Source organism: Bdellovibrionales bacterium (assembly GCA_018266295.1).
GTDB lineage: Bacteria > Bdellovibrionota > Bdellovibrionia > Bdellovibrionales > Bdellovibrionaceae > JACMRP01.
The window spans coordinates 200,045-225,345 of sequence record JAFEAQ010000019.1; the positions used below are offsets into that span (position 1 = coordinate 200,045).

Genomic DNA, 25,301 nt, shown 5'->3' on the forward strand with positions numbered 1-25,301 from the left:
GCTAGAATCATTTAGCGGGAGTTTAAAGCCTAAAAGCGTCGCGTAATTATTACAGATTGAACTTTTGCGAGATTGTTTGTATAACAAACAATATTCATCCAGAGGTTTCCTGTGAAAGCTGTTCTCACTAATTCCACTTTCCTAAGTCCCTTCGCCTTCATTCGTCAAAACTCCTTGTTGCAGAAAGTTAAAAACAGCCCCCTCGGGCAAAAGCTGCTAAATAGCCCGTTGGGTAAGTTCAATCCGACGCCGAAACAGAAACGCTTGATCCAGGTTGGGAGCGTTCTCTTTATTTTGCTGCTCGCTCGCGGCGCCTACCATATGTTTTGGACGGAAAGCACCGATGACTCCTTCGTGAAGTCCCATGTCCACGTGGTGAGTTCTCGCATCACTGGCACCGTGCAAGAAATCCTTGTGAACGACAACCAATTGGTCAAGAAGGGCGACATCCTTGTAAAGCTCGATCCTCGTGACTACGAGGTTCAGGTGAAAGCCGCTCAGGCAAACTACAGTAAAACCCACAAGGACATCGGTCGTTTCCAAGGTTACGGAAACTTGAGTCCGACCGAGCGCCCGGTTTTTGACCAATACGAAGCCGCGGCCCTTGTTGCCGAGGCCGAGTTGCAAAAAGCTCAGCTGCAATTGGAATACACTTCGATCCGCGCGTCAGAAGACGGCAAGATCGGTAAACGAAGTGTGGAAACTGGAGAACTTATTCAAGGCGGCCAGGCATTGATGGCGCTGGTTGAGCCGGAGCCTTGGATTGAGGCCAACTTTAAAGAAAGCCAGATCGCGCACATCCGTCCTGGTCAAAAAGTGGAAATCAAAGTCGACGCGATCTCGGGTCATGAGTTCGAAGGCCACGTCGAGAGTATTGCGCCGGGCTCGGGCTCCACATTCTCTCTTTTGCCTCCTGACAATGCGACCGGTAATTTCACGAAAATCGTTCAGCGGATTCCGGTGAAGATCGTGATCGATAAAGAGTCTTTGAAAGGATGCGAAGACCGTCTTGTTTCAGGGATGTCCACCGAAGTCACAGTTAAAACCTGGTAGAGGTTTCTATGGAAACCAAACATCAAGAACAGCAGATGACCTTTCGCGCTTGGGTGGCGGTGTTTGGCGCCATTCTCGGCGCCTTCATGGCGGTCCTCGATATTCAGATTACCAATGCTTCCATTAAAGAAATCACCGGCGGTCTTGGAGCCACCATCGAAGAAGCCTCGTGGATTTCAACTGCGTATCTTGTCGCCGAGATTGTGATCATTCCGATCAGCGGTTGGCTGACCCGGGTGTTTTCACTCCGTACTTACTTAACGTGGACCTCTGCTTTGTTTTTGGTGTTCTCTGTGTGCTGCGCGCTTTCGTGGAACTTAGAAAGCATGATTATCTTCCGCGCTCTGCAAGGGGTGACGGGGGGAGCGCTGATTCCGCTCGCGTTCCAAGTGATCTTGTCGATGCCGCCGTCAAAACGCACGGTGGGGATGGCGTTGTTTGCGGTGACAGCGACATTTGCGCCAGCCATCGGCCCGACTGTGGGTGGTTATCTGACACAAGCTTTCCACTGGTCTGTGGTGTTCTATATGAACTTGCTGCCGGGGATTTTCCTGATGGCGGCGATCTTTTACGGCATCGATAAAGAGCCAAAGAATTTGCATCTGTTTAAGACCCTCGATCGCTGGGGGATTTTGACGATGACGATCGGTCTGTCGTCGCTGACGATCTTCTTAGAAGAAGGGGAGCGCAAGGACTGGTTCAACGATTCAACCATAGTGATCTTGGCGTTCTTGTCGGTGATTTTTATTGTCGCTTTCTTGATTATCGAAATGACGATCAAGAATCCGTTTATCAATTTGCGTCTGCTCAGGCAAAAGAACTTCGGGTTTGGTTGCTTGGTGAATTTCGTCGTGGGTCTCGCGATGTACGGCGCTCTTTACTTGCTGCCTTTGTACTTGTCGACGATTCAAGGGTACAACTCGGTGGATATCGGAAAGACCATGATGTGGGCGGGTTTACCTCAGCTCTTTATCATTCCGTTTGTGCCGAAGTTGCTCGCGCGCTTTGACGGCCGTTGGCTGGCTTTTGCGGGAATCAACATCTTTGGTATTAGCTGTTTTATGAATAGTCATATGACAGCCCAATTTGGTTATGATCAGCTGATGTGGTCACAGATCGTGCGCGCCATGGGGCAGCCGCTGTTGATGGTCCCGCTTTCGACCATCACCAACGGTCTGATCAAGCGTGAGCAGGCAGGCTCGGCATCGGGCTTATTCAATATGCTCCGTAACTTGGGTGGTTCGGTGGGGATTGCGATTTTGGGAACACTCATGAGTCTGCGAGAGAAGTTTCATTCAGCGAAACTTGTCGAAGGGGTTACGATCTATTCGCACGAAACCCAAGAGCGCTTGGCGATGATGAAGGCGTTGTTCGTGTCAAAGGGCTTCGATGCGGCCACTGCGAGCCAGAAGGCGATCGCTGCTTTGGACGTGACTGTTCGAAAGCAGGCAAATGTTATGAGCTTTAACGATTGTTTTTTATTTGTAGCAGTTGCCTTAGCCCTCAGCTCTGTTTTAATTTTGTTGTGTGACAAGGTCGGTGCCGGTGGCGCCGGAGCAGAAGGAGCCCATTAATGTCCAAAGAGCCTGTTAAAAAAACCTGTAGCATGTACCGCGGTCAACCCTCGGAAAGTGCTATGAGCTATTCAGGCTTCATGGTCTACAAGCTCGCCCAATACGTCCAAGAAACCTTCGAAGAGTTCTTCGGCGATGACCCGGTGAAGGCTCGCCATTTCCTCGTTCTGCGCGTCCTCGCACGCGAGGGAGCAATGACCCAGCAGCAGATCTGCAATGCTTTGTGGATCGACCGCGCGACGATGGTGGGCGTGGTGCAGGCTCTGCTGGATTTGGAATATCTGAAGAAGCGCGATAATCCTGAGGATAAACGTTCCCACTTAGTTTCGATTACTGCCAAAGGCGAGCGATTCTACGAACGCCATGTTGAGGAGTTCGAAGCTCTCGATCACAAAATCTTTTCCGGCTTTCAGGGGGATGAGATGAAGGCTTTCCGAGGGATGCTCCGTAAGGCGATGGCGGAATTGCAGTCTCGGTAGGTGGTTTGCGCCCCTTTCTGAGCACGTTCGCCCAGTCGAGGATAGCACGACGGCCATCCGTCCATGAGAACGGGGCCTCCTGAGCATCGTGCTCAGGAGGGAATGAAGCCTTAAAGGCAAGTACTCGAATTGAAGGCTTGATTGCAAAGAGTCTTTCCATCAAATGGTCTATTATACGACCGGGTCGTCTTATAGACGATTCGCTCTAAAGGGTCCTAATGTACGGGAACCTGACGGCCTGGACGGCCGGCAGGAAGCGGAGCTCGAGGCAGACGCCTCGATTATCAGGATGTAGGAAGAACTGCGGAGCCAGTACAGACTCCGACGCCAGCCCCCCGCAGGCATAAAAAAAGCGAAGCTTTGTGGGCTTCGCTTTTTCGCTTTAGTCTAAGTCTAAGACTACGGATCGTACTGATCGTGGCCGTCGGACTTGAGCTCTTTCATTTCTTTGTAGATTGTCGCTGCTGTTGCGTTGTCGTTGTTCAAAAAAGCTTGTTGCAACGCCAGGGAGTGGTCGATCACTTTTTGGATCATTTCTTGGTAACCTTTCAAAGCTTCTGCGCGCTGAGCTTCTGGGATTTCGCTGAGATGGTCCGGAGTTTGGTTCAAAGCGAGTTTGAACAAATCCGCCATTTGGCCCGCACGTTGTGCGTTGTCCGCGTTCTTTGTCGTGTCGGCGATTGTTGCGCCGATCGCCTTGAAGAGAGTGCCCGCTTCTTTCATGTTGTGTTTTAGGCTGCCAGCTGCTGGCCCAGCATCTTGTGCGAAAGCAGCAGTCGTTACCATAGTCAGTGTCATCAATGTGAGAGCAAAAAACTTACGCATAGTCTAAATCTCCTAATGATTTTGATTATAATTTCTTGTGAGCGCGCTCAACGAGAGCATCCACTTCTTGGCGCTTCGTATTGACTTCGTCATAGTTTCTGTCCGCAGCTTTCTGCGTGAGCAGCTTTTTGAACAACTCGCGGTACTCGATCACGGCGTCTTTGAAGTCCGTCATAAAATAAACGTAGTCATCAACGAGTTCCGCTTTTTCTTTTTCATCTTTCATTAACAAAAGTTTGCCCGGAAGGACATCGCCTGTCGGGTCTTTCAAGACTGCTTCAGCACAGGCGACGACGAGATCCATTTTGCCGATGGCTTCTGTGATTTCTTGATCTGTGATGTGATCTTTTTCCCAAGGGTTTTGTGCCTTCACGCAAACACCGTCAGCATACATGATGAAACGACCGAAGTTTCTCATCACACGGTTGATGGTGAGGTGATCCTCTTTGGCTCCCAACGGACAAGCGACATCGGCCGTAGAGACCAACGGCATGAAAATGAAGCCCGCGATGATGAGACTGAGTTTCGTCATAGGAATCCCCCCTAAAGTGGTTTTTAAGTAGTCAAGGACCCGAGGAATGTCATTGGTTTTAGCGGCGGGTTCGGTCAAATGAAAGCTAATTGCAAGCGGTGGAAAATCTTATATTTTTTATATTAAGAAAGAGGAATCTAGAGCCCCTCAAATCCCGTCATTTTTTCTAAGGGGACCTTTGTGGAAGAATCCAAATGACACTGGCAAGATCCTTTATGTATAAATGCTCAGCCTTTGAGCGGGGAGGGTCCATGCGACCGTTAATTCTGATCCTGTTCGCAGCGCTTACCATGGCAGGCTGCAACTCCTATAAGTCGAAACTCCAACCAACGGAAGATGGCAGCACTGTCATTCCGGCGGCGATTGATTATGCTTTCGTGAATGCGAAAGTCTTTCAGCCGAAATGTGTCCGCTGCCATAGTTCTGCCGGCGGTAACAAGGGCGACGTTAATCTTGAAACTTACGAGAACGTGATCGCGCATCTCACAGATGTTGAGAACGATGCACTTGTTGAAAAATCAATGCCTCCGCGCCGCGCAGGCGGTCCTTTGGGAGCATTCGAGCAAAACGTTCTGAAACTGTGGATTGATGCCGGTGCACCGAAAGACGCAGCTTCAGAGCCTGTACCAACTCCTACTCCCGTTGTTGAGCCAACACCAGTTGTGACGCCAACTCCTGTGGTTACACCGACGCCGGTTGTGAATCCGGTGATTGTTGATCCGACGTGGGATTCGATTTCTAAAAACATTCTTGAACCGAAATGTGTCAAGTGCCATCAGGCCGGTGAAAAGGCGGAGGACTATCCGCTGACAGATCGTGCTTACGTCATTGACGAGGCGAATCTGCTGGTCAAAGCTGGCAAACCTGAAGAGAGTGACATTTACATCGCGATCACTCGCCAGGATAAGAAAACAATGCCGCCTGCGAAAACAGGCATGACATTGTCAGAGCAAGAAAAAGAAGCGATTCGAATTTGGATTCTTAACGGAGCAAAGGACTAAGCTATGAAAACAGTATTGGCAGTAATGACACTTCTTGGATTTGCCGGCGCTCAAGCGGCGACTGTGCAAACCACAAAAGGTCATGTGGAGTTCCTCGCTGTTGGTAAACCGAGCGCGATCAAAATTCGTGGTAAAGGTGATGACCTCAAAAGCGAATTACAGGTGAAAGATAAAACCGTCACAGGCAAATTGACCTTCAACTTGGATTCTTTGAACACGGGCATTGATCTTCGCGACAATCACATGAAAGAAAAATACCTCGAGACGGGTAAATTCAAAAACGCAGAGCTTGATTTGAAGCCGGTGACTTTAGCGCAAGATCCTTGCAAAGAAGACATCAAGACCGAGAAAGTTCCGTTTGAAGGAACTCTCAAACTTCACGGCGTTGAAAAACCAGTGAAAGGTGATTTCGATCTGACTTCAAAAGCGGGCACGGGTAATAGCAAAGTACATTTTGATTCTAATATCAGTGATTACGGTATCGAGATTCCGGTTTACCTCGGAATTAAAGTGGCTGACAAAGTTGAAAACACCGTGGAGCTTGACTGGACATGCAAGTAGTTCGCGTAGTTTTTTGGTTATTGATCATACTTGCTGCGGCATCGGCCAATGCTTTTCCAGAAATGATTCGCTTGGGGTATGTGAACTGTACAGCCTGTCACGTGGCTCCGAATGGAGGGCGCCTTCTGACAGATTATGGCCGCTCTATTTCCTCGGAGGCACTCAGTACTTGGGCGGCTCCAAAAGAAGAGCTTCCAGGTCACGGTTTTTTGCCGGAGCCTCCGGCGTGGCTTAAAATCGGCGGTGATATCCGATTGATTCAAACTTATGTCGACAATGCGCAGGCCACGGCGACCTCGGCTTTTCCGATGCAGACGGATTTCGACTTCGGTCTGAATTTCGGTAAGTTCTGGTACGTGCAAAGCTTAGGGGTGCAAGGTGGACCGGATGGGGCACCAGGAAAGGGCGAGTTTGTTGCTCATACTTACTATGCGATGTACAACCCAACCGAGGAATCTTACACCCGTGCAGGGAAATACCTTTTACCCTATGGTCTGAATATTCCGGATCACACGTCCTTCATCAAACGCAACCTGGGTTTTGACCAAGGCCAAGAAACTTATAACATCGACGCCGGCACGATTGGTGAGCAATGGAATTTCATCGGCGCTTTGAGCTTCGGCCGCAAAGACAACCGCAATGTGGATCTTGAGAGCGGAGCCTCTTTCCAAATGGCTTACAACTTGGGTGATACCCATAAGCTGATGGGAAGTTTTGCGTATTTAAAGAACGATACTGCGAAAACTCATAGGTACCTTTTGGGCCCGCAGATTCTTTGGGCTTTCAATGCGAAGTGGATTTTCCTTGGTGAATACGATTACCAGGAAAAGGTCACCGAGAGTCCGACGAAGAGCTCGCAGAAAGGGGCTGTGACTTACAGCCGCCTTCAGTACGAATGGACCAAGGGTTTCCATTCTTATTTATTGCATCAGTTTTCGTACTTGGATTTCACGCAGCTTCGGACGCGTGTGAATAGCACGGGCTTAGGAGTGTTGTGGTATCCGCGCCCGCACTTTGAATTGATGGCCGAAGTCGATTACAGCGAAGTTGCTGAAATCAATGCTTACAACACCGTTTCGTGGTTGTTGGGGCATTATTACTTTTAGCCGCGGGTTTGGCCGGTGCCGTCGATGAGCCAGCGCGGGCTTGTGAGCTCACGCAGGCCTACGGGGCCGCGGACGTGGAGCTTCTGCGTGCTGATGCCGAGCTCGCCGCCTAGGCCGAATTCGAAGCCGTCTGTAAAGCGCGTTGAGGCATTCCAGTAAACTGCGGCGGCGTCGATCTCTTGTTGGAAGAGACGGGCCTTGGCTTCGGATTTTGTCACGATGGCTTCAGAATGTTTTGAGCCATGCTGATCAATATGTGCGAGAGCCTCATCGAGATTCTTCACCACTTTGCAGTTCATGATCAGATCCAGATACTCTGTATCCCAGTCGGCCGTTTTTGCCGGAGTTACGCGGCCCTCGCCCTTTAAAATTCCCAGCGAGGCTTCGTCCACGTGCCATTGCAGATGTTTTGGTTCGGTCGCTTTGTAAAGCATCGGCAAGAACTTCGCTGCGACCTTCTCGTGAACTAGGACTGTTTCAAGCGCGTTGCACACGCCCGGGCGTTGAGTTTTGGCGTTCGTTACGATTTTTACGGCCATTTCAAGATCCGCGTCTTCTTCAACGTAAGTGTGACAGAGGCCGCGGTCGTTCTTGATAATCGGCATGAGGGCCGTGCGCTGAACAAAGTCGATGAGCTTGTCGCCGCCACGGGGAACCACGATATCGATCATGTCTTTGCGTTTCAGAAGTTCTTCGATCAGGCCGCGATCGTAATCTTCAAGACCGTGAAAGGGCATGTTGGCAAAGCCTTGCAGGCTATCGCGCATCAGCTTGTAAATGGCTTCGCTGCTGTGGCGGGATTCCGATCCACCACGAAGCAGGATCACATTGCCGGATTTAAATGCCAGGGAAAAAGCTTCGAGGATCACATTCGGACGCGATTCAAAGATCATGAATATCACGCCGAGAGGCGCGCGGATTTTATTGAGCTTTAAACCGTTCTTTAAAATCTGACTATCGATCACTTCACCGACAGGGTCGGGAAGGGCTGCGACCTGTTTCAAGCTTTCGATCATCCCGTCAATACGCTCTGTTGTCAGAGTCAGGCGGTCACGGAAAGCCGCCGCTGTATCTGCTGGCAATGCCTGCAGATCTTTTTTATTTGCGGTGATAATGTCGCTGGAATGCTTCCCAAGGTTCTCGGCAATTTTCAGAAGGGCTTTATTCTTTTCCGCCGAGCTGAGTTTGCGCTGAGTGCGCGCGGCGGCGCGAAGGCCTTTAAGCATTTCCTCATTTTGCGAGTTCATGACGGCCTCCGAATTGTGTGCCGACGGCAATGCCTGTGGCAATTTGCAGCAAGTTGTTTGGCGCATCTCCACGCACAAGGTGTGTCGTGATGTTTGCTTTGTTCGCAGCATCGGCCGCGAGAAGTTTGGAATACATGCCGCCCGTACCGACTTTTGAAATCGCTTTGCGGTCGGCAAGACCGAATTCTGCCTTCGTGATTTTCTTGCGATAAGGAATCAGCTCTGCTTTTGGATTCTTATTCGGATCCGAGTCAAAAAGGCCATCCACGTCCGTCATCAAAACCAAACGTTCGGCCTTCATCATGATCGCCACTTTTGAGGCGAGTGAGTCATTATCACCGAACTTAATCTCTTCAGTTGCGACGGCATCATTCTCGTTCAAGATAGGAATCACTTTCCATCTCAAAAGCTCGGTCAAAGTATTTTGCAAGTTCTTGCTGCGAACCGGATCTTTCATATCGCCTGCGGTGAGCAGAACTTGCGAGCCTAAAAGATTCGCTGATTGCAGGGCCAAGTTATACTGATCCATCACCAGTGGTTGACCGATGGCGCTCAAGGCCTGTTTTTGTGGAAGAGTGCGTTTGGCTTTATGAAACTCTGTGCGAGCCACGGCCCAGGCAATGGCACCAGAAGTAACCCAGATCACTTCAACACCATAGCGTTTGCGCAGCATGGCCACTTGCTGCATCCATGCGCGCATCAGAAGAGGCCCCCCGTCGCAAACCATTTTACTACCAGCTTTAATCACCCAACGGCGGGTCTTTGCCATAACTGCCTTTCCTGCGGGCTCAGAAAAGCCCGACGTCACCCTCAAAGTTTAAAACTTAGGGTGAGTCGGTCGCAAACAAAAAAGCAACTTGATGGTCTTGCTTTTGCTGCAACAGAGAAAAGCACTCCGATTGGAGTTCGGCGACTTGATCTTCGTGGAGTTTCAGGCCCGCTAAAAAGCGGTGCATCTGCAAAGGTGTTTTTTGGCGGGCTTTCATCCCGAGGGCCAGGCGCTGGGAATGATAGCTGTTCAGAATACTCTGCAAGCGATTGAATTCCTGAAAACCGGTGACGCCTTTGATTTCGATTTTTTGTAGCTGATCGAAGGCCTGGAGGTAGTAATCCGGTGGCGACTCTGGGCCCAAGAGTTCTTTCCGCACAAAACGGTCTAAGTTCAAGGTCGCCACTTTGTAGCGGAACTGAGTCTCAGCAATGCCTTTGCGCGAGTCAGCAAAGCCGGTGACACTCGGCCGGCCCATGCGGTGAGTGAGTTGAACGCATCCAATGCTAGAAACCAATACCGCGACAACGATCATCAATGATTGTGCCTGTTTTGTCATATTCTCTCCTGCTACTATACTTTTCGGAGGACACGACAAAGGTCTTAACCTAGTCTCATTGAGACGGAGCAGTTTCAGAAGTGGACTTTCAAGAACTGAACAGTCTTTGCTTGAGAAATCTCAATTTGGTTTCAGCAATAATCCCGCTGCAAAATGAGCCTCTTGCTCGATATTTCCTTGTGTGTCTCGAAATATCGTAGGGCCTTCGAGACAGCCATTTTGCCAATAGCTCTCCATCATGATCTGACCATTTTCGTGATAGATGCAGAACGGGCCGTGTTTTACGCCGTTTTGCAAAGTCATTTTAAAAAACATTTGTCCATTTTGATAGTTTCCAGAGATGACGATGGGATTCGCCATAGATCCTCCTCAGCAATAGTGATTCTAAATACAGAATAGAAATTCGTACTTAGGCTGCTTTGGGAGGCTGAAATATGGAGTTGCTGTATTCGTCTAAATCGATGCTTTGAATATGACTGAAATAAACAATGTCGTAAACCGGAGTGAACTCGAAGTGAAAACTGACGACGATTTGCGCCGCATGGGTCTCCATGGATTTAAGGCTCGGCCCATGGTCGTGATCTTGTTGCTGCTGCTGGGAAACCGGAGAGGTGCGGATAAAGTTCGTCGATGGCTCACAGAGCTCAAAGAACAAACAGAACAAAGTGATGAGGGCAAGAATCTGCCGTGAAATCCGCATACCTCATGCTAGCGCCGAGGAGAGGCTTTCACAAGTCCAGCCTGAAGAGCCTTGGCATTATTTAACTGCTGTTCGAGGGCCTTGCGGGATTCTTGAAGAAACTTTTTGAGGTCCACTTTTTTCGCCTGTGGAATGAGCGACAGATCCATGGCCTCGACGAATTTCTGTAGCATTTCTACTTGGCCGTCGACGTAGGATTTATCGAACGTCACCCCTTTTTGCGATTTCAGATCTTGCAGACTTTTATCTGTTTCATCTTTCAAAGCTTTGTTGGCTTCACTGTCTTCTAGTTTAAGGCCGTTGCTGATTTGCAGTTTATTGACTTCATTCATGTTGGTTGTAAATGCCAGAATGGAATCTTCGGAGTAATCAGAAATATCGGAGTTACTGCTTTGATCGCGGGCGGCAAGGCCGGCATCGATTTGTGATTGATCCGCTGTCAGCATCAGTTGGATGATTTGCCCGTCAGTCAGCATCGCCTGAACCTCGGCGTGAGCGTTGCTTGCTAAGAACACAAAAGCAGTCATAGAGAAGAATAGTTTCAACATTGTTTCCCCCTTGATCTCGATGAATGTGAAGGCTCGCTCGCTTTGCCGCTGGGGACAAGTTTTGCAGAGTTAAGCTGCGGAAATACATCAGGATTATCATTGTGATTCAACCTCTCTGTGAGGCATGACAAGGAACAGGCTCCATTGATTTCGCTAAGAACAAGGCCTATAATAGAGAACTAAGAGGTGCCCCATGAATGTCATCGATGCTACTCGCCAAAATATCCAAGAAACGATCGAAAAAAACCAAATTGTTATTTTTGATTTCTGGGCGGAGTGGTGTGGGCCCTGCAAGCGCTTCGGACCGATCTTTGAAATGGTGGCAGCTCGCCATCCCGATGTAAAATTCGTTAAGGTGAATACCGATATTGAGCAAGAGCTCGCGGCAGCTTTTGAGATTCGCTCGATTCCAACGATTGCAGTGATCAAAGAACAGGATTTGATCCTGCTTCAGCCAGGTTCGGTCTCGGAAGAAATTCTAGAGCAAATTATTACCAAGGCCAAAGAAGTCGACATGGCCAAGGTTCGTGCCGATAACGATAACTAAGGGCACGCAACAGGAGTGGCTGTTGGCGCCGGTGTCGCCGTGCCTGCGGCTTTCAGCTGCATATCCGCGCACGAATAGTAATTCGTTGGGGCCGCCGGATTTTCTGTCATCACTTGAATCATTTGAAATGTACAGCCATCACAAGTGACATTTGGGAGTGTCACTGTTGTGCTGTATTGGTGAGGCACATTGTTGTCATTCTGAGTATTTTCCACAGTCTTTAGCAATTGGAAGTTTGCTTCGCCCGCGGGAGAGAAATAAAACTCGAAGCGGCCAGGGTGGTGAATGGTCTCTTCCCAAGTCACAGTCAAAGTTTGACCGCTGGTCAAAACCGCGGGAGTGACTTTCGCATAACCGCCGCACGGACCGGTTTTCACGCCAGGATCAGTGGAGCGGGTGTTAATTCCAGTGGAAGGTTTCAAACGAGAGTGCGCACCAGCCACAGAGCTCACCAACAGCAAAGACAGAATGATCATTTTCATTGGCGGCTCCTTTGACGGCAGCTCGCGATACTTCGTTCGAGAGCTTCAGCCACCGTGGAGCCTTCTTCTTGGACCACAGGCACTTGCTGGCTGATGATTTGAGTATTGATACAGCTGACCTCGTCGCGGTTGTAGGCTCCGCCTTCGACAAGCTCACTGGCATCAGCTGTCTGCTGTTGAGCACTGGTATCGAAGTTGTAAACCGAAACCGGCACACATGTTTCGCCAAGGCCCGCGATATTGGTGCAGGTCTTTTCTTGCGAGCGGGCCGTGCCGACACCTTTACGGAAGTGGCGCAGATCGCAGGCATAGTTTGCGGCGTTTTCACAAAGAGCGCCGCCATTAAAAATTTCGGCTTTTGCGGAAGCGATGATTTTGGTTCGGCAAAGAGAGCTTGCGGAGTTGATGGCATTTTCGGCGAGGTTAAAACCCGTCGAAGAGCAGTTATTAAATGCGATGGCTGAAATCGCTATAAAAATAGAAGTAACAATCCCCACCCGAAACATACATATATGATAACTGAGAATGTGGAATTTCAGAAGCAGATCCCACGGGAGCGAGGTCTAGTCTCGCTTTGAGATTGCGCTTGATCCTAAATCAAAGGTTTTCGAGAGCAGTATTGACAGCCTCGCGTGTCTGAGCGATCTCAGCAAGGACCTGTTCCGTCTTCGCCGGAGTCAGTGCCTGGAGGATCGTAGCGATGTTACCTGAAGCCATCAGAAGGCGGCTGAGGGTCGCTTGACGAACCACACCCAGCGCAAGGCCGATGCTCATAGCGGTTCCTGCCGTCTGTGAGATCGTTCCGGCGAGATGGATACGGCGGTTCACGGTTTGGTGTTTGCGGTAGTCATTCAAAGCGGTTTGAATAGATTCAAGAGACTGATCCAGCTGATCCAAAGCCTCTGTGCTGCCATCATCACCTGAAGCACGGGCTGCCATGATTTCTTGGCGGGCTTTAATAACAGCGCGGTCAGCCGCATCCGTCGGCAGATACTTAGTTTCACGGTAGTCGATGTAACCCGCAACCGCAGAAAGAGCCGCATTCACTGTCACGATCGTCCACTTCACCTTGCCGCTTGTGAGCGTAGAAGTCGCTGTTAAAGCAGCCAAACTCAGACCGACGGTGGCCGTACCGACAGACAGGATGTTTGAAACGCGCCACTGAGATTGTTTATCACGAAGGGCTGTTTCGGTTTCAGTCAGAGATGCTTTGAGGCGCTCAAGATCATGGCGAATGATCGCCATCTCTTGCTGAGCAAGCGCAATTTGCTGATCACCAATGCCGTCTGTGCGTGAGCTTTGCGCCCAAACTGGGAACTGGCAAGTCATCAGTGCTGCAAGTGTCAGTGAAAGCGCGCGCATTTTCATCAGAGCATCCCTCGAGTGAGTGTTAATCGCGGATGATTTTACCGTCGTCAGTCAACACGATCACGCCGCTGACAGTATCACCTGCGCGCAGTGTGCAGTCTTGGATGCCTTGGTTCAAAACATCATTCAAAGAAAGCGGGCAGGTGATGTTTTCAGCGTAGTGACGGATGCTTTGCGGGTCTAAAGTTGCCACACAAGATTTAACGTCTTTTACTTTAGCGGAGATTTGAGCTTCGCCAAGGCAGTTCGCACTGGCTGCGACAGAAGAAAGCATCAAAAGGCTGATGATTGCAGATTTCATTGAAGAGCTCCATTGGGTTATATAAAGAGCCCTTGGTATATCACAAAATGACGGGGATATTGTGGGGATTTTTATGGGGGCCGCAGCCCCTATGAAATATGTACTGAGGTGTCTAAAAATCAGCCAACGAGATTACGCAAATGTTCCACTTGTTCCGCTAAGCTCTTTGCTTGACGGAGCAATGTTTCGGAGGAGGCCGCGGCTTCTTCCGCGGAAGCAGCGTTACTTTGCGTGGCCTGATCCAATTGATTCATCGATTGCGAAATCTGACTAATTCCTTGGGACTGTTCTGTTGAGGCCGAGGAGATCCCGGCATTCAGATCCGTCATGGTTTTGACCGACTTCATAATGTCTTTGAGCGATTGACCGCTGCGGTCGGCGATTTCAGTGCCTTTTTCGACCTGTGAAACGGATTCATTGATAAGGGCTGAAATCTCCTTCGCGGCAATGGCTGATTTTTGAGCGAGGGTTCTGACGGCATCGGCAACGACGGCAAAGCCTTTGCCTTGCTCTCCGGCGCGGGCAGCTTCAACCGCCGCGTTCAGTGCCAGCAGATTTGTCTGGAAGGCGATGTCGTCGATAACGGAAATGATCTCTTGGATTTTTTTCGACGAACTGTTGATCCCATCCATAGCGACAATGAGCTGCTCCATTTCCTGGTTGCCACGAACCGCGGTGTCCTGGCTTTGCTGCGAAAGGCGACTGGCTTCAGTGGCATTGCCGGCATTCAATTTGACCATGCTGGTGAGTTCTTCAATGGAAGCAACGGTTTCTTCGAGCGAAGCGGCGGCTTCTGTTGAGCTGTTTGCGAGCTGTTGGCTTGCGGCATTGAGTTGCTCACTGGCGTGTGAAACACTCTCTTTGGATTCGGCAACGGCCGTTGCAATTTGACGAAGATCTTTTTGCAGACTCGCAGAGATCAGATAGCCGACGAGGGCCCCTAGGAATAAACCGATCAGACTGATACCAGCCAATAATTTTTGCGCCAAGCTTTTTGTAGTTTGGGCTTTGCCCGACCATGTACGTGCTTGGTCATTTTGAAATTGAATCAAAGTTTCCAGGGCTTTGCCGTGAGTATTGTAATTGGTGCGGAAGTCACCATCGAGAATTTTTTTAAAATCAGCGAGGTTGCCGGCAAGGCGTGCATTCATGGCCTCGCGGCCTGATTTGAGAGTCAGCTCCCAGTTTTTAGCAACTTGATCGTACAGAGCTGATTCACCCTCTACAAAAGGGACGTCCTGATATCTTTTGTCAGCCTCTGAATAGCGTTTGCTGTATTCTTCGAATTTTTCTAAAAGATGTTTGGTTTCATCTTCGCTGATGTCAGAGTAGCCCATGCGGATCACTTGACGGATGACGTTGCCGGTTGAGACCGACATTTCTTGCAGCGTGTTCGCATTTGGAAGATTGATCTCCGCCACATGACTGTAATTTTCAGAGACGGTCTGGAGTGTAATATAACCAGTTAATCCTACAATTATGAGAGCCAGTGAAAGTAAAGCGCAGATAAGAATTAATCGGCCTTTGAGTGTTTGGAACATCTTCATGAACTTATCCTCCGTTAACCTGGTGACGATTTCTTTTCGGATAAGTACTTGATAAAAGTGAGGTCCTTGAGGATTTTTGGGCTTTTTCAAATATTGATTCGTTTAAGAGTCCTGTTCGAGACGCTTATTGAACAGAGAAAATCAACAAACACTCAACGAATTTTCTCTAAATAGATCTTTTGCACATTTTCAATTCCGTACTTTCTTTCGAGATAGCGAAGCCCAAAATGATAGTAGGCTGTTTCGTTGAAATAATTGGTAAAGGCCGTGTTAATGACGGCGCCTCCTGCGGCACCGAGAAACGGCAAAGACTCAATCACGAACTTTTCGGCAACGACGACTTCATACTTTGAAGCGACACTCGCAACAAGACGGGTCAGCAGAGCGGCGGCCCCTTTTTCAGAAGTGCTTTTGATAAAAGAGTTAAAGGCGATTCGCTGTGAAATATATGCGGACTTCATCGCATCGTCGGCGGAGCTTTGTTGTGATCCCATTGCAAAAATCTGCAGGCACTCCATGCGCACATCGGGATCATTCAAATCTTCACCGAAGCTCCGGGCAATGTTAGCAATCGAGCGAAACATAATTCCTGTTGTCACCGGGAGTTCCACCGCAAGGGCCAGCGGTCCAAAAAAACCGCCCAGGGCACCGGTGACTGCGGCCGCCGCCGCATGACCTTTTCCTTGGGTGAGTGGCCGGCGTGGCAGCTCTTCACGTTCGACAGGGGGAAGAGTTGAAATGGAAATATCTAAAGTTTTATGCAGAGATTTCTGAACGGCTTCAGAGATCTTCTCTTGAACTTTTTGTGGCAGCGCTTTTTGTGCGAGTTCTAAAGGTTTTCCCACAGCATTTGCTGCTCGGATCATGAAGCTCGGGTGCTCCAAAAATTTTGCGGCAGATTCAATAAACTCGATTTCGCGACGGGACAGATTATCCATGAATTTGACTATAACACAGTTTTATCGCTGAGACCAAGGTCTGGGCTCCCAGCAGATCCACAAAAAGAAACGGCTGCGAAATATCAAGTGATCTAATTCTGGGAGGGGCGAACAAGCTCCCATTCTTTTAAGAAATTGCCAACAGCGTCCTTATCCTGAACGGTCGCAAGCGTTTTCAAATCCGCCGCGGTCGTAAGCCCCTCAGCAAAAACCGGGCAGCCACTCTTAGCCGGTGGAAGTCCCTTAATCGGCGAATTCAAGTCTGAACCTAAAAACACGTTCTTAGCTCCGGCAATGGCGACGACTTCTTTCCATTGAACGAGGTAGGGATTGTCCTCTTCGCAGTTTGTATCTTTGGTCGGAGTGCCAGTAAGCATCTCTGCTGACGGGAGCAACCCTACAGCGCCATTTTCTTCGCCGATTATTTTTAGCAAGCTCTCGTCGATGCCGCGCTCAGTGCCGTAGTACTTCTTCATCACCGTGTGAGTCATCAGAATCGGATAGCCTTTCGGGCGGATTTTTAAAAACTGATCAATCACCGGCTGGGAAGAGTGGCTGAGATCGATCCAGATTTTTTTGTCGAGCAGATACTGAATCAGATCTTCGCCCATCGGCGTAAGACCTTCGTATTTATTCGAGCTAAAGAAATCAAGGATCGCCTGGATCGGCGAAAAGAGACCCTTTTGTTTTGCCGCTTTTCCGATACGACGGCCCAGATCGCTAAAGTGTAAAGGCGTCAAAATGCGAACATTGTATTTTTGCATGAGCTTATCAAAAAGCTCCTTTTCTTTAAAGAACCAGCCGCCTTCAGACGAAATTACAAAAACTTTATTCCCTTTGGCGATTTCTTCCTGCGCTTCGCGAGGCTCTTTGACGATCTTCCATTGCGGATGGAGTTCACAGAATTTTTGAATCTCGGCCATTTGTGCATCGAACTGCTTTTCGATATCGCCCCAGATGGGATTGATATAGATCACAGCCACAATCAGTTTTAAGTCTGACTTCTCAAGCGTGTCGTAATCGAGCTTTGATTTGAAACGCGAATCCCAGTCTTTGGCACGCACAGTTTCATTCAAGCTTCCCGAATAAAACGGCGAGAGTGGCACATCGATGGTCAGATGCATGTGCAAGTCCACCGCGGCAAAGCTTGCGGCGCCGGAAAGGCTCAATAAACTGAAAAACAAAAGATTTCGTAACATGCCACAAATATAGATTTAATCGTTGAAGGTGGCAATAGCTATGATGATGTCCGAAAATGGCTAGTAAAAGACCGAAAAAGCGCTATAGTCGGGCCATGGCAAAAGAGGACATCTACTATAAAGCAATGCTCGCCCGAGACCATCGATTCGATGGCAAGTTCTTCATCGGTGTGAAGACGACAGGGATCTATTGCCGGCCGATTTGCCCGGCAAAGCCAAAGCGCGAAAACGTGGAGTTCTTTGCTAATCATCTTGCGGCCGAAAAGGCGGGCTATCGCCCTTGTTTGCGCTGCCGTCCCGAGAGTGCGCCGCAGTCGCCGGCCTGGATCGGGACATCGGCGGTGGTTCAGCGCGCAGTGAAGGTTCTGCACACCGAGCAAGCGGTGAACTTTGACGAAGATGCGTTTGCGGGACTTTTCGGCGTGAGTGCTCGTCATCTGCGAAGACTTTTCGTCGATGAGATCGGCAAAACTCCGAAGCAGCTGGCGTTTGAAAACCGCCTGAATCTGGCACGCAAACTTTTAGTAGAAACATCGTTGCCGGTGACCGAGGTCGCCTTTGGTGCGGGATTTTCTTCGATCCGCCGTTTTAACGACGCCTTCAAAGAGCGTTTTAAAAAATCACCCAGCGAAGTGCGCCGACATAAATCAAAAACGGAGGGGGCATTGAAGATCTCTTTACCTTACAGACCGCCGTTTGATTTTGCCGGGCTCATGACGTCCTATGAGAATCATCGCATGGGCGACCTCGAGTGGTTCAGTGACGGAAAGATGCATCGCCTGATTGCGATGGATGGCAAGACGGGACAGGTGAGTATTGCCAACGACGCGGAGCAAGCGGCGCTGATTATTGAAATCGATTTTCCGGACACTGCAAAAATTCAACACATTGTCTCGCGTGTGCGAGGGATGTTTGATTTAGATTCGGATCCCGTCGTGATTGCCAACGCGCTGGAAGCCGATCCAGAAATTAAAAAATTACTTAAAAAGTTTCCGGGCATTCGCCTGCCGTCGGGTTGGGATCCGTTTGAAGTTTCGATTGCCGCGATCCTCGGGCAGCTTGTCAGTATCGAGCGGGGACGCGCACTTGTGCATGATCTGATTGAGCTCGCCGGTACGGATTCCGGCGTGGTTCGCGAAGGACGAAACGTAAAGCTTTTTCCGACGGCGGAACAAATCCTTGCGGCAGATTTAACCACACTCAAAACCACGGGCATTCGCAAACAGACTCTCAAAGAGTTTGCTCGGGCCATCGCCGAGGGCAGAGTTTCTCTTGAGCCGACTCAAGATGTGAACGAGTTCATGAAAAAGCTCCTGGATCTGCGTGGAATCGGACCGTGGACGGCAAACTATATTGCATTGAAAGCTCTGAGGAGCACCGACACCTTCCCGGGAAGTGATTTGATTCTGGCGCGAGCTTTGGAACTTCATCCCGAAGAGGTCATTAATAAAATGAGCCCGTGGCGCGGTTATGTGGCATCGCTCTTGTGGCGCTCATATACCGGAACTCTTAAGAAACCCAAAGGAGGCACAAAATGAAAAACCAACTCGCTCAATGGAAAATGAAAACCCAAATCGGTGATATCTATCTTGTGGCTTCTGAAAAGGGATTGAAAGCCCTGATCTGGAAAGAGCAAGCCGCTCCATATATTAAGGACATCGGTGAAAAAACTCCGCAGGCGGAATTCCTGCGCCAAACGATCCGTGAAATCACTGAGTACTTCGACGGAAAAAGAACCTCTTTCGCTATTCCGCTCGATGTGGAAGGGACTGAGTTTCAATCGAAGGTGTGGAAAGAGCTCGCGAAAATTCCGTACGGCAAAACCACGTCCTATAAGAAAATCGCCGGCAGCCTTAAAACCAAAGGAGTTCGCGCCGTTGGCACAGCGAACGGTAGAAATCCGATCAGCATTATCGTTCCATGCCACAGGGTGATTGCTTCGGATGGAACTCTTGGGGGTTACGCGGGAGGATTGCCTGCAAAACAGGCGCTATTGGATCTTGAGCGCAAAGTCGGAAGCCCGGGTGGCACCTAGAGTCTAAATGATTCTCTGACAAAACTCTGTAGAAACCACAACGTGCTATTTAGGAAGTTTCGTATTTAAAGTTGGCTCAAATTTAATTCTGGAATGTTTCAGAATACTAAGGAGTCAACCCATGAAACTGAATATGTTGGCAGTGGCAACATTGCTCATTTCTTCTGTATCTTTCGCTCAATCAAAACAACTCATTTCCGGCTCAGACACTATGGGCGGCGTTATGACAGATGCGATCATCGCAGCTGGCATGGACCAAGCTATCGGTTATGTTGGCGGAGGTTCATCTGTTGGTGAAAAAGCTTTCGCTAACGGCGAAATCGGTATCACGGCAATGTCTCGTGAAATGAAGCCAGAGGTTGTAGCTCAATTGCAAGCTGCTGGTGTGATTCCGGTTGCTCACGCGGTGGCTTTGGATGGTATCTCTATCTTCGTGAACAGTGCTAACGCGACTGCAGGCGTAGATTTGACAACTTTGGCTAAGATCTTCACTTGCGAAATCACTTCTTGGGCCCAAGTTCCAGGTTCTGGTAAGAGCGGTGCGATCCACGCTTTCCGTCGTAACGACGAATCAGGCACGACGGACACTTTCAAAAACCTTGTTGGTGTTAAAAACTTCGGTGCTTGTGTCACTGTACTCGCTGAAACTGCTGATATCGCTGAAAAAACAGGTGTCGATGCGGATGCTGTTGGCTACGCTGGTTTGAGCGGTAAAACTGATAAAAACCGTGAGTTGGGCGTTTCTAAAGCAGGCAATGCTTACGTTCAACCAACTGTGGCTACGATCCGTAATAAAACTTACCCACTAGCTCGTTCATTGTTCATCTATGAAGCGACCGGTGCTCGCACTCCGAACGCTGTTGAAGCTCAATTGTTAGAACAGCTTTTGGATCGTTCTTTCTTGGATCCAATCGTTCAAGACCACGATTTCGTAACTTTGGATTAATAGAATATGAAGAAGCTTGTTTCCCCTTGCTTCATCAAAACTTCTAACAGGCTGGCAGAATATGCCGGCCTGTGCCTGTTTGCGCTCCTGCTCAGTTCTTGCGGAGGAAAGTATTCTCCGAGCGAGGACTCCGCCCTCCGCGCTATGCAATGCCCATCGAGTGAGAAGACTTACAGCTACGATGAGATTGAATACAACGGCGGTAAAGGAGACGGGCGCATCAGTTTCTCTGATATGAAAGATTCCCTCAACTCTGCGTGCATGGGTTGCCATCAGGCGCCGGCAAATAGCGGAGGATTCACTTACATCGATTCTTACCAAGGTGAAATACGCACTATCGGTGGCAAGAATCAGTTTTATCCAGGACTTTTCGAAATCGCCGACAAAGTCGTAGAGTACACTCACCACAGCGATCCGAAAAAACGTATGCCTCCTGAAGACCGCCGTGCAAAACGTCCTGAAACTTTCTGGGCGCTCGGCGATCAAGTCCAAGCATGGATCAACGCCGGTAAACCGAACGGCAGTTTTTCGTTAGATCCGAATGCGCCGGCTCCAACGCCGAAGAAACCTTCGTTCCGCGGCAGTGAAAACGGCAATTGCACTCCGAATGCCGACATCATCGGTTTTGATTACCTGAAAGACCGCGAATTCGCGAATATGGAAAAACTCCCGCAGAGTTTGGCGGATACAGATCTTTTCTCGCTCGATGCCTATGAGCTGGCGAAGAAGGGGACTGTGGCTTACTCGGTGGAATATCCACTGTGGGCTGATAATAATAGCAAAGGCCGTTGGATTCATTTCCCAATGAAAATTGACGGACTCAAACTTGTTCGTCAGACAGCGAAATACGCTGAGGGCAAAAACTTCTTTGAAATGCCTGAGAACACGCGTCTTTATAAGTTCTTCTACAAAAAAGTCAAAATGGCGAACGGCCGTCTCCGTTATCGCCGGGTTGAAACACGTATCATTGTTGTGCGTAAGCCTTGGAACCAAAGTCTTTTCGGGACTTACAAATGGGACGAGAGCGAGCAAAGCGCCACCCTCGTAGAAACTCCGTACCGCGATGGAACTCCGTTCAAAGACACTGTGTTTAAGCTCACGGTTGATGAAGTTGAAAAGAAAACCCGCGACTACGCGATCCCGGGCAGTCAGCGCTGTATTGATTGTCACATGGGTTCTGAGGGCCAGAACTTTGTTCTTGGCTTCAGTCCATTGCAATTGCATCGCCGTGGTTTTGGTGAAGGTGGTCGCGAAACTCCGACGGTGATGAATGAAATCAATCAGGTCGAGCGTTTTCAAAAGTACGGTTTGATCGAGAACTCTCCGGCAGAAAAAGACTGGCCGGTGCTTGAAAGCATGGGGACCAGCCGTGCTCGCAATGAGCATGAACTGCGCGCTTCAGGTTATATGGCCGGGAACTGTGCTCATTGTCATAACCCGAATGGTTTGGCATTCACCAAAGAAAATGGTGTGACTCTGAATCTGACAGCAGGATCGATCTTTGGCTTTAACACCAAAGTGCGCTCGACGCAGATTCCGACACGCTTGTTGGTCCATCAAAACGGCACGCTGGATGAAAGCCACATCTGGAGAAAAATTTCCGACAGTTCTCAGCAGTTGGGGCTCACGAGCCAGATGCCGATGAATACGCCAGGCGGCCCAGACTGCCGCGCGCTTCGCCTTGTGGGCAAATGGATTCGCAGTTTTGAAAGCGATCAGGCGGCGCTAGATTACGAACCAAACTGCAAAAAAGAACCTGAGTTTAAATGGATCGATCAGGATTTTACAACAGTGACAAGTGATGCCTATGTTCCGCGCCGTCCTGACTGGAATGATCCGGCGGCAGGAATGCCTTCGACATTTAAAAATTTGGAACTCACTCCCGAGTTGCAGAAGGCAATTAACGAAGAAGTCGCGGTTGGCTACTGGAATAAAAAAGACATTTGCGAGTTCCCGAATAAAGATCTCGCAGCGGATGGCCGTCGACCTTGGATGATGAAGGGTGATCAGCCGAAGCGCCCTTACGGCGAAGTGTATTACACAACTCCGGGCTCTTGGTATTTCCGCACATCTTGCATGAAGTGCCACGGAGCCAATGCGGATGGGAACTCATCCCTGGCCCGCGGCATCCTGCAGTGGTCGGGTGGTAAAGTGCGTGTGGCGGATTTGCTTCACGGCATGTTTGGCAACAAGGGTGAGAATCTTAAGACGTTTGATGCTGACGGCAAGAACTATGCGCCTCAGTACTTGTTCTGGATGGCGATGGAAGGAACGCGCGTGCAGTTCCCGCCGGAGCTTTCAAGTTTCTTAGGTAAGCATGGGGCGCAGATGCTCAATCAAATGCGTGACAAGTGCTTGAATCAGATTTCGACGAATAAAACATCGTCGCCGATTTTCATGGATCACGAAGTCTTTAGCAAAATCTGTTTCGTGAACAACTTGCAGAAGGACGATCCGGGTTTGGCGTTTGATCCAAACACCAATAAGGCCCTGCACCCGGAAAAAGTCGAAGAGTGGCTGGATCGCGCGTCCTTTAACGTCGGCTCGGCGATTTTCTATTATTTAAAAGACATGTCCATGGGTGTGAACCATCCGGGCAATGATCAATGTGAAGTGCTTTATCCGAAAAAGGAGAACCCATGAGACAGTGGATTTTGATGACGGCACTATTTATTGTTGCGCCTTTGAAACCGGGATTTGCTGCGGTCAACTTTGCCAAAGATAAAGGCAACTCGCAGTTCTTGGCGATCGGGAACCCCAGTGCCATTCGCATCGAAGGCAAAGGCGAAGGGCCTGAAGGCAGTCTGCAAACTCGTGAAGAGGGCAAGAATATTGTCATCAGCGGTGCTTTGAAGGTCGATATGAAAAGTTACGCGACTGGAATTTCACTGCGCGATCGCCACATGAAAGAAAAATACCTCGAGGTCGAGAAATTCCAAACCGCAACTCTGAATCTTAAAGATATTTATCTCGTCAAAGAGGATTTGCAGAAAAATCCAGAGACAAAAGCCACTTTCTTTGCGGTGCTGGATATGCATGGAGTTCAAAAGCCTGTGCAGGGCGAGTTCACCGTCAAGCCGGCTTCGGCGGGTGGCGGGTATTCCGTGAATGCTAAATTTCCTTTGAAACTTTCTGACTTCGCAATCAATGTGCCGGCATTTGCTGGAATCACGGTTGCAGATCAAGTCGAGGTGACAACCACGACGGATGTGGAGAAGTTTTAGATCATGAGAAAGTTGCTGTTTGTTCCTCTATTGATAACCTTGCTGAGCGCCTGCAACTACAATCGGGTGCATGGCGAAGCTCCGGTTAAAGACAGCAGCGTGAATGATTTGAGCCTTCTTTCGAGTTTGGATTATGCCAGTGTTCAAGTTTCTATATTGGGTCCCCAATGCCTGCGCTGCCATTCTTCTGCGGGGGGCAGCAAAGGGGGCTTGAATCTTGAAACCTATCAGCAGGTCCGCGCCAGCATGAACGCGATCTATTACCGCGCGGTCGAAAAGCGCGATATGCCAGAAGCAGGTTTGCCACAGAGTCAGCTAGAACTGCTAAAAGCCTGGATTGAAGCCGGCGCACCTGAAAGAAACATGGGCGCGAAAGTTTCTCCGCCCATCAAGGGTCCGATCACTTGGCTTGTGATCCGTGATCAGGTCTTTGCCTCGAGTTGTTTGGATTGTCATTCCGGCGCCAAGCCTGACGCAGGGTTGGATCTTCAGTCCTTGGAAGCAGTTAGAAAAAATATTAACAGCATTTTTGAATCCACCATCGTCAAACAGACGATGCCGTTGGAGCCCTATGCTGCAATGTCGGATTCCCATAAGCAAGCGTTGATGAAGTGGATCTCACAAGGGATGCCTGAGTGAAGTTTTTTGTTTTTGTCGTTCTGGTTCTGTCGTCTTTGGTCGCAGAAGCGTATCCAGAGATGGTTCGCCATGGTTATGTGAACTGCATGGCCTGCCACAACAGCCCGCAGGGTGGCGATATGCTGACTCTTTACGGGCGTGAGCTGGGTAAAGAACTCCTGAGCCGCAATGATTCGATTTTCAAATCTTCAGAGTCTGAAAAAAAATATCTCGAGATCGAAACGCCGGAATGGCTGAACCTTGGAGCCAGCGCGCGCTTCTTACAAGCCTTCTCAGAAAGTTCAGTGGCTTCTAAAGCGCAGTTCGTCATCATGCAGATTGATATTGATGCGCTCGTGAAACTTTTCGAAGAAAAAGTGAAGCTCTATGCCTCGGTCGGGCGTTTTGAGCCTTCAAAAGCCGATGCGACGTGGAAGGATTTTATTTATTCTCCACGCCTGTGGATTCAGTACCAAGAAAACTGGGGCGGCTCGCAAGTGAGCTTTATACGCGCCGGCCGATTCTTTCCGGCTTATGGTATTCAGATTCCGGAGCATAACTTTGTGACTCGCAAAGGCCTTGCCTTTAACCCGGGGCAAGAACGTGTGGCGCTTGAGGGAACTTGGACCGACGAGCAATACCAAGTGACCGGCACGGTGCTTTTCCAGCGAGCGCAGTTTAACGAGTATGTACCTGAAAAAGGTTATATTCTTCAGGCCTCCAAAGTTTTCGGTAAGAATTCGCGCGGCGGCGTGAATATATATCGCTCGACTCTGACCCAAGCAGGCGTTGATACGAAGCAATCTTTCGAAGGCCTCTTTGCCTTGATTGGTTGGAATGAAAAGGTCACGACATTGATTCAATTGGACCGTTTACACATGCCGGACGGTTCAACGGGTTTCTTGGATTTATTTAAATTTAGTTACGAGTGGACGACGGGTCTGCAGGTCGCGCTCTTTCAACAGTACTCGAATTCAGACACGCAGAAGACAGATCCGCATCTGGAATCTTACGGCCTTGAGGCTTATTACTTTCCGTTTCCAAACTTTACTCTGTCAGGCAGCCTCTCGAAGCAAAAAGATTCGGCAGAGCTTGATGAGTATCAGACCAAAGCGTGGCTGGTCGCGCACTTTTATCTTTAG

29 protein-coding genes are annotated in these 25,301 nt (G+C 49.4%); 14 read left to right on the forward strand and 15 right to left on the reverse strand.

The window, feature by feature from the left end; genetic code table 11:
* The first annotated feature begins 111 nt into the window (after positions 1 to 111).
* Genes JSU04_18240 through JSU04_18250 form a run of 3 tightly spaced genes read left to right on the forward strand, consistent with a single transcriptional unit; the run spans position 112 to position 3,106 of the window.
* Positions 112 to 1,053 (forward strand): HlyD family secretion protein, encoded by a 942-nt coding sequence (locus JSU04_18240; GenBank protein MBS1972251.1) that lies wholly within the window; start codon positions 112 to 114, stop codon positions 1,051 to 1,053.
* 8 nt (positions 1,054 to 1,061) lie between these two features.
* Positions 1,062 to 2,627 carry a DHA2 family efflux MFS transporter permease subunit gene (locus tag JSU04_18245; protein MBS1972252.1) on the forward strand — a complete coding sequence of 522 codons (1,566 nt, stop codon included), beginning with the start codon at positions 1,062 to 1,064 and terminating at the stop codon, positions 2,625 to 2,627.
* On the forward strand, positions 2,627 to 3,106 hold the full coding sequence (locus JSU04_18250; GenBank protein ID MBS1972253.1) for a MarR family transcriptional regulator: 480 nt from the start codon (positions 2,627 to 2,629) through the stop codon (positions 3,104 to 3,106). Before JSU04_18245 ends, JSU04_18250 begins: the two co-directional genes overlap by 1 nt.
* Positions 3,107 to 3,505: 399 nt before the next feature.
* Here JSU04_18250 and JSU04_18255 read toward each other — a convergent pair whose 3' ends face one another.
* Entirely contained in the window at positions 3,506 to 3,931 is a 426-nt protein-coding gene (locus JSU04_18255; protein MBS1972254.1) for a hypothetical protein, read from the reverse strand.
* 25 nt (positions 3,932 to 3,956) lie between these two features.
* On the reverse strand, positions 3,957 to 4,463 hold the full coding sequence (locus JSU04_18260) for a hypothetical protein (GenBank protein MBS1972255.1): 507 nt from the start codon (positions 4,461 to 4,463) through the stop codon (positions 3,957 to 3,959).
* 251 nt (positions 4,464 to 4,714) lie between these two features.
* On the opposite strand from JSU04_18260, the gene JSU04_18265 reads away from it, so the two are divergent.
* Genes JSU04_18265 through JSU04_18275 form a run of 3 tightly spaced genes read left to right on the forward strand, consistent with a single transcriptional unit; the run spans position 4,715 to position 7,131 of the window.
* Positions 4,715 to 5,464 (forward strand): hypothetical protein, encoded by a 750-nt coding sequence (locus JSU04_18265; protein ID MBS1972256.1) that lies wholly within the window; start codon positions 4,715 to 4,717, stop codon positions 5,462 to 5,464.
* 3 nt (positions 5,465 to 5,467) lie between these two features.
* The gene (locus JSU04_18270) at positions 5,468 to 6,025 is read left to right on the forward strand and encodes a YceI family protein (GenBank protein ID MBS1972257.1); all 558 of its coding nucleotides are present in this window, start codon (positions 5,468 to 5,470) and stop codon (positions 6,023 to 6,025) included.
* Positions 6,016 to 7,131, forward strand: a complete 1,116-nt coding sequence (locus JSU04_18275) for a hypothetical protein (protein ID MBS1972258.1) — start codon at positions 6,016 to 6,018, stop codon at positions 7,129 to 7,131. The genes JSU04_18270 and JSU04_18275 overlap by 10 nt, the downstream gene beginning before the upstream one ends.
* Here JSU04_18275 and JSU04_18280 read toward each other — a convergent pair.
* The 6 genes from JSU04_18280 to JSU04_18305 all read right to left on the reverse strand — a co-directional run bounded on the left by JSU04_18280 (position 7,128) and on the right by JSU04_18305 (position 10,954).
* Positions 7,128 to 8,378 (reverse strand): glutamate-5-semialdehyde dehydrogenase, encoded by a 1,251-nt coding sequence (locus tag JSU04_18280; protein ID MBS1972259.1) that lies wholly within the window; start codon positions 8,376 to 8,378, stop codon positions 7,128 to 7,130. The genes JSU04_18275 and JSU04_18280 overlap by 4 nt on opposite strands.
* Positions 8,362 to 9,147, reverse strand: coding sequence for a glutamate 5-kinase (gene proB, locus JSU04_18285; protein MBS1972260.1), 786 nt, complete (start codon positions 9,145 to 9,147; stop codon positions 8,362 to 8,364). Before proB ends, JSU04_18280 begins: the two co-directional genes overlap by 17 nt.
* A 55-nt stretch (positions 9,148 to 9,202) precedes the next feature.
* A complete protein-coding gene (locus JSU04_18290; GenBank protein ID MBS1972261.1) occupies positions 9,203 to 9,706 on the reverse strand; it encodes a hypothetical protein in 504 nt (167 codons plus the stop codon).
* Positions 9,707 to 9,826: 120 nt separating this feature from the next.
* Positions 9,827 to 10,066, reverse strand: coding sequence for a hypothetical protein (locus JSU04_18295; GenBank protein MBS1972262.1), 240 nt, complete (start codon positions 10,064 to 10,066; stop codon positions 9,827 to 9,829).
* 49 nt (positions 10,067 to 10,115) lie between these two features.
* The gene (locus JSU04_18300; protein ID MBS1972263.1) at positions 10,116 to 10,406 is read right to left on the reverse strand and encodes a hypothetical protein; all 291 of its coding nucleotides are present in this window, start codon (positions 10,404 to 10,406) and stop codon (positions 10,116 to 10,118) included.
* An 8-nt stretch (positions 10,407 to 10,414) separates the two neighbouring features.
* A complete protein-coding gene (locus JSU04_18305; GenBank protein ID MBS1972264.1) occupies positions 10,415 to 10,954 on the reverse strand; it encodes a DUF4142 domain-containing protein in 540 nt (179 codons plus the stop codon).
* A 193-nt stretch (positions 10,955 to 11,147) separates the two neighbouring features.
* Between JSU04_18305 and trxA the strand changes: the two genes are divergently transcribed.
* Entirely contained in the window at positions 11,148 to 11,501 is a 354-nt protein-coding gene (gene trxA, locus JSU04_18310; protein ID MBS1972265.1) for a thioredoxin, read from the forward strand.
* On the opposite strand, the gene JSU04_18315 is transcribed toward trxA, so the two are convergent.
* The 7 genes from JSU04_18315 to JSU04_18345 all read right to left on the reverse strand — a co-directional run bounded on the left by JSU04_18315 (position 11,498) and on the right by JSU04_18345 (position 17,336).
* Positions 11,498 to 11,983 carry a lytic polysaccharide monooxygenase gene (locus JSU04_18315; protein MBS1972266.1) on the reverse strand — a complete coding sequence of 162 codons (486 nt, stop codon included), beginning with the start codon at positions 11,981 to 11,983 and terminating at the stop codon, positions 11,498 to 11,500. The genes trxA and JSU04_18315 overlap by 4 nt on opposite strands.
* Positions 11,980 to 12,480, reverse strand: coding sequence for a hypothetical protein (locus JSU04_18320; GenBank protein MBS1972267.1), 501 nt, complete (start codon positions 12,478 to 12,480; stop codon positions 11,980 to 11,982). The genes JSU04_18315 and JSU04_18320 overlap by 4 nt, the downstream gene beginning before the upstream one ends.
* A gap of 100 nt (positions 12,481 to 12,580) precedes the next feature.
* The gene (locus tag JSU04_18325; protein ID MBS1972268.1) at positions 12,581 to 13,351 is read right to left on the reverse strand and encodes a hypothetical protein; all 771 of its coding nucleotides are present in this window, start codon (positions 13,349 to 13,351) and stop codon (positions 12,581 to 12,583) included.
* A gap of 22 nt (positions 13,352 to 13,373) precedes the next feature.
* Complete coding sequence (locus JSU04_18330; protein MBS1972269.1) at positions 13,374 to 13,652, reverse strand: hypothetical protein; 279 nt, start codon at positions 13,650 to 13,652, stop codon at positions 13,374 to 13,376.
* Positions 13,653 to 13,771: 119 nt separating this feature from the next.
* Positions 13,772 to 14,761, reverse strand: a complete 990-nt coding sequence (locus JSU04_18335) for a hypothetical protein (protein MBS1972270.1) — start codon at positions 14,759 to 14,761, stop codon at positions 13,772 to 13,774.
* Between the two features lie 590 nt (positions 14,762 to 15,351).
* Entirely contained in the window at positions 15,352 to 16,137 is a 786-nt protein-coding gene (locus JSU04_18340) for an EcsC family protein (GenBank protein ID MBS1972271.1), read from the reverse strand.
* A 92-nt stretch (positions 16,138 to 16,229) separates the two neighbouring features.
* Positions 16,230 to 17,336 carry a membrane dipeptidase gene (locus JSU04_18345; protein MBS1972272.1) on the reverse strand — a complete coding sequence of 369 codons (1,107 nt, stop codon included), beginning with the start codon at positions 17,334 to 17,336 and terminating at the stop codon, positions 16,230 to 16,232.
* Between the two features lie 95 nt (positions 17,337 to 17,431).
* On the opposite strand from JSU04_18345, the gene JSU04_18350 reads away from it, so the two are divergent.
* From JSU04_18350 to JSU04_18380, 7 genes are all read left to right on the forward strand, one after another.
* On the forward strand, positions 17,432 to 18,874 hold the full coding sequence (locus tag JSU04_18350; GenBank protein MBS1972273.1) for a DNA-3-methyladenine glycosylase 2 family protein: 1,443 nt from the start codon (positions 17,432 to 17,434) through the stop codon (positions 18,872 to 18,874).
* Positions 18,871 to 19,371, forward strand: coding sequence for a methylated-DNA--[protein]-cysteine S-methyltransferase (locus tag JSU04_18355; protein ID MBS1972274.1), 501 nt, complete (start codon positions 18,871 to 18,873; stop codon positions 19,369 to 19,371). The genes JSU04_18350 and JSU04_18355 overlap by 4 nt, the downstream gene beginning before the upstream one ends.
* A 121-nt stretch (positions 19,372 to 19,492) precedes the next feature.
* Complete coding sequence (locus tag JSU04_18360; GenBank protein ID MBS1972275.1) at positions 19,493 to 20,317, forward strand: substrate-binding domain-containing protein; 825 nt, start codon at positions 19,493 to 19,495, stop codon at positions 20,315 to 20,317.
* Positions 20,318 to 20,323: 6 nt separating this feature from the next.
* Positions 20,324 to 22,960, forward strand: a complete 2,637-nt coding sequence (locus JSU04_18365) for a hypothetical protein (protein ID MBS1972276.1) — start codon at positions 20,324 to 20,326, stop codon at positions 22,958 to 22,960.
* Positions 22,957 to 23,541 carry a YceI family protein gene (locus JSU04_18370; GenBank protein ID MBS1972277.1) on the forward strand — a complete coding sequence of 195 codons (585 nt, stop codon included), beginning with the start codon at positions 22,957 to 22,959 and terminating at the stop codon, positions 23,539 to 23,541. Before JSU04_18365 ends, JSU04_18370 begins: the two co-directional genes overlap by 4 nt.
* Positions 23,542 to 23,544: 3 nt before the next feature.
* On the forward strand, positions 23,545 to 24,180 hold the full coding sequence (locus tag JSU04_18375; protein MBS1972278.1) for a hypothetical protein: 636 nt from the start codon (positions 23,545 to 23,547) through the stop codon (positions 24,178 to 24,180).
* Positions 24,177 to 25,301 carry a hypothetical protein gene (locus JSU04_18380; GenBank protein MBS1972279.1) on the forward strand — a complete coding sequence of 375 codons (1,125 nt, stop codon included), beginning with the start codon at positions 24,177 to 24,179 and terminating at the stop codon, positions 25,299 to 25,301. Before JSU04_18375 ends, JSU04_18380 begins: the two co-directional genes overlap by 4 nt.

Coding starts and splice junctions, on each gene's coding strand:
- JSU04_18245 (MBS1972252.1), top strand. CDS start 1,062: ATGGAAACCAAACATCAAGAACAGCAGATGACCTTTCGCGCTTGGGTG.
- JSU04_18250 (MBS1972253.1), top strand. CDS start 2,627: ATGTCCAAAGAGCCTGTTAAAAAAACCTGTAGCATGTACCGCGGTCAA.
- JSU04_18255 (MBS1972254.1), bottom strand. CDS start 3,931: ATGCGTAAGTTTTTTGCTCTCACATTGATGACACTGACTATGGTAACG.
- JSU04_18260 (MBS1972255.1), bottom strand. CDS start 4,463: ATGACGAAACTCAGTCTCATCATCGCGGGCTTCATTTTCATGCCGTTG.
- JSU04_18265 (MBS1972256.1), top strand. CDS start 4,715: ATGCGACCGTTAATTCTGATCCTGTTCGCAGCGCTTACCATGGCAGGC.
- JSU04_18270 (MBS1972257.1), top strand. CDS start 5,468: ATGAAAACAGTATTGGCAGTAATGACACTTCTTGGATTTGCCGGCGCT.
- JSU04_18275 (MBS1972258.1), top strand. CDS start 6,016: ATGCAAGTAGTTCGCGTAGTTTTTTGGTTATTGATCATACTTGCTGCG.
- JSU04_18280 (MBS1972259.1), bottom strand. CDS start 8,378: ATGAACTCGCAAAATGAGGAAATGCTTAAAGGCCTTCGCGCCGCCGCG.
- proB (MBS1972260.1), bottom strand. CDS start 9,147: ATGGCAAAGACCCGCCGTTGGGTGATTAAAGCTGGTAGTAAAATGGTT.
- JSU04_18290 (MBS1972261.1), bottom strand. CDS start 9,706: ATGACAAAACAGGCACAATCATTGATGATCGTTGTCGCGGTATTGGTT.
- JSU04_18295 (MBS1972262.1), bottom strand. CDS start 10,066: ATGGCGAATCCCATCGTCATCTCTGGAAACTATCAAAATGGACAAATG.
- JSU04_18300 (MBS1972263.1), bottom strand. CDS start 10,406: ATGCGGATTTCACGGCAGATTCTTGCCCTCATCACTTTGTTCTGTTTG.
- JSU04_18305 (MBS1972264.1), bottom strand. CDS start 10,954: ATGTTGAAACTATTCTTCTCTATGACTGCTTTTGTGTTCTTAGCAAGC.
- trxA (MBS1972265.1), top strand. CDS start 11,148: ATGAATGTCATCGATGCTACTCGCCAAAATATCCAAGAAACGATCGAA.
- JSU04_18315 (MBS1972266.1), bottom strand. CDS start 11,983: ATGAAAATGATCATTCTGTCTTTGCTGTTGGTGAGCTCTGTGGCTGGT.
- JSU04_18325 (MBS1972268.1), bottom strand. CDS start 13,351: ATGAAAATGCGCGCGCTTTCACTGACACTTGCAGCACTGATGACTTGC.
- JSU04_18330 (MBS1972269.1), bottom strand. CDS start 13,652: ATGAAATCTGCAATCATCAGCCTTTTGATGCTTTCTTCTGTCGCAGCC.
- JSU04_18340 (MBS1972271.1), bottom strand. CDS start 16,137: ATGGATAATCTGTCCCGTCGCGAAATCGAGTTTATTGAATCTGCCGCA.
- JSU04_18345 (MBS1972272.1), bottom strand. CDS start 17,336: ATGTTACGAAATCTTTTGTTTTTCAGTTTATTGAGCCTTTCCGGCGCC.
- JSU04_18350 (MBS1972273.1), top strand. CDS start 17,432: ATGGCAAAAGAGGACATCTACTATAAAGCAATGCTCGCCCGAGACCAT.
- JSU04_18355 (MBS1972274.1), top strand. CDS start 18,871: ATGAAAAACCAACTCGCTCAATGGAAAATGAAAACCCAAATCGGTGAT.
- JSU04_18360 (MBS1972275.1), top strand. CDS start 19,493: ATGAAACTGAATATGTTGGCAGTGGCAACATTGCTCATTTCTTCTGTA.
- JSU04_18365 (MBS1972276.1), top strand. CDS start 20,324: ATGAAGAAGCTTGTTTCCCCTTGCTTCATCAAAACTTCTAACAGGCTG.
- JSU04_18370 (MBS1972277.1), top strand. CDS start 22,957: ATGAGACAGTGGATTTTGATGACGGCACTATTTATTGTTGCGCCTTTG.
- JSU04_18375 (MBS1972278.1), top strand. CDS start 23,545: ATGAGAAAGTTGCTGTTTGTTCCTCTATTGATAACCTTGCTGAGCGCC.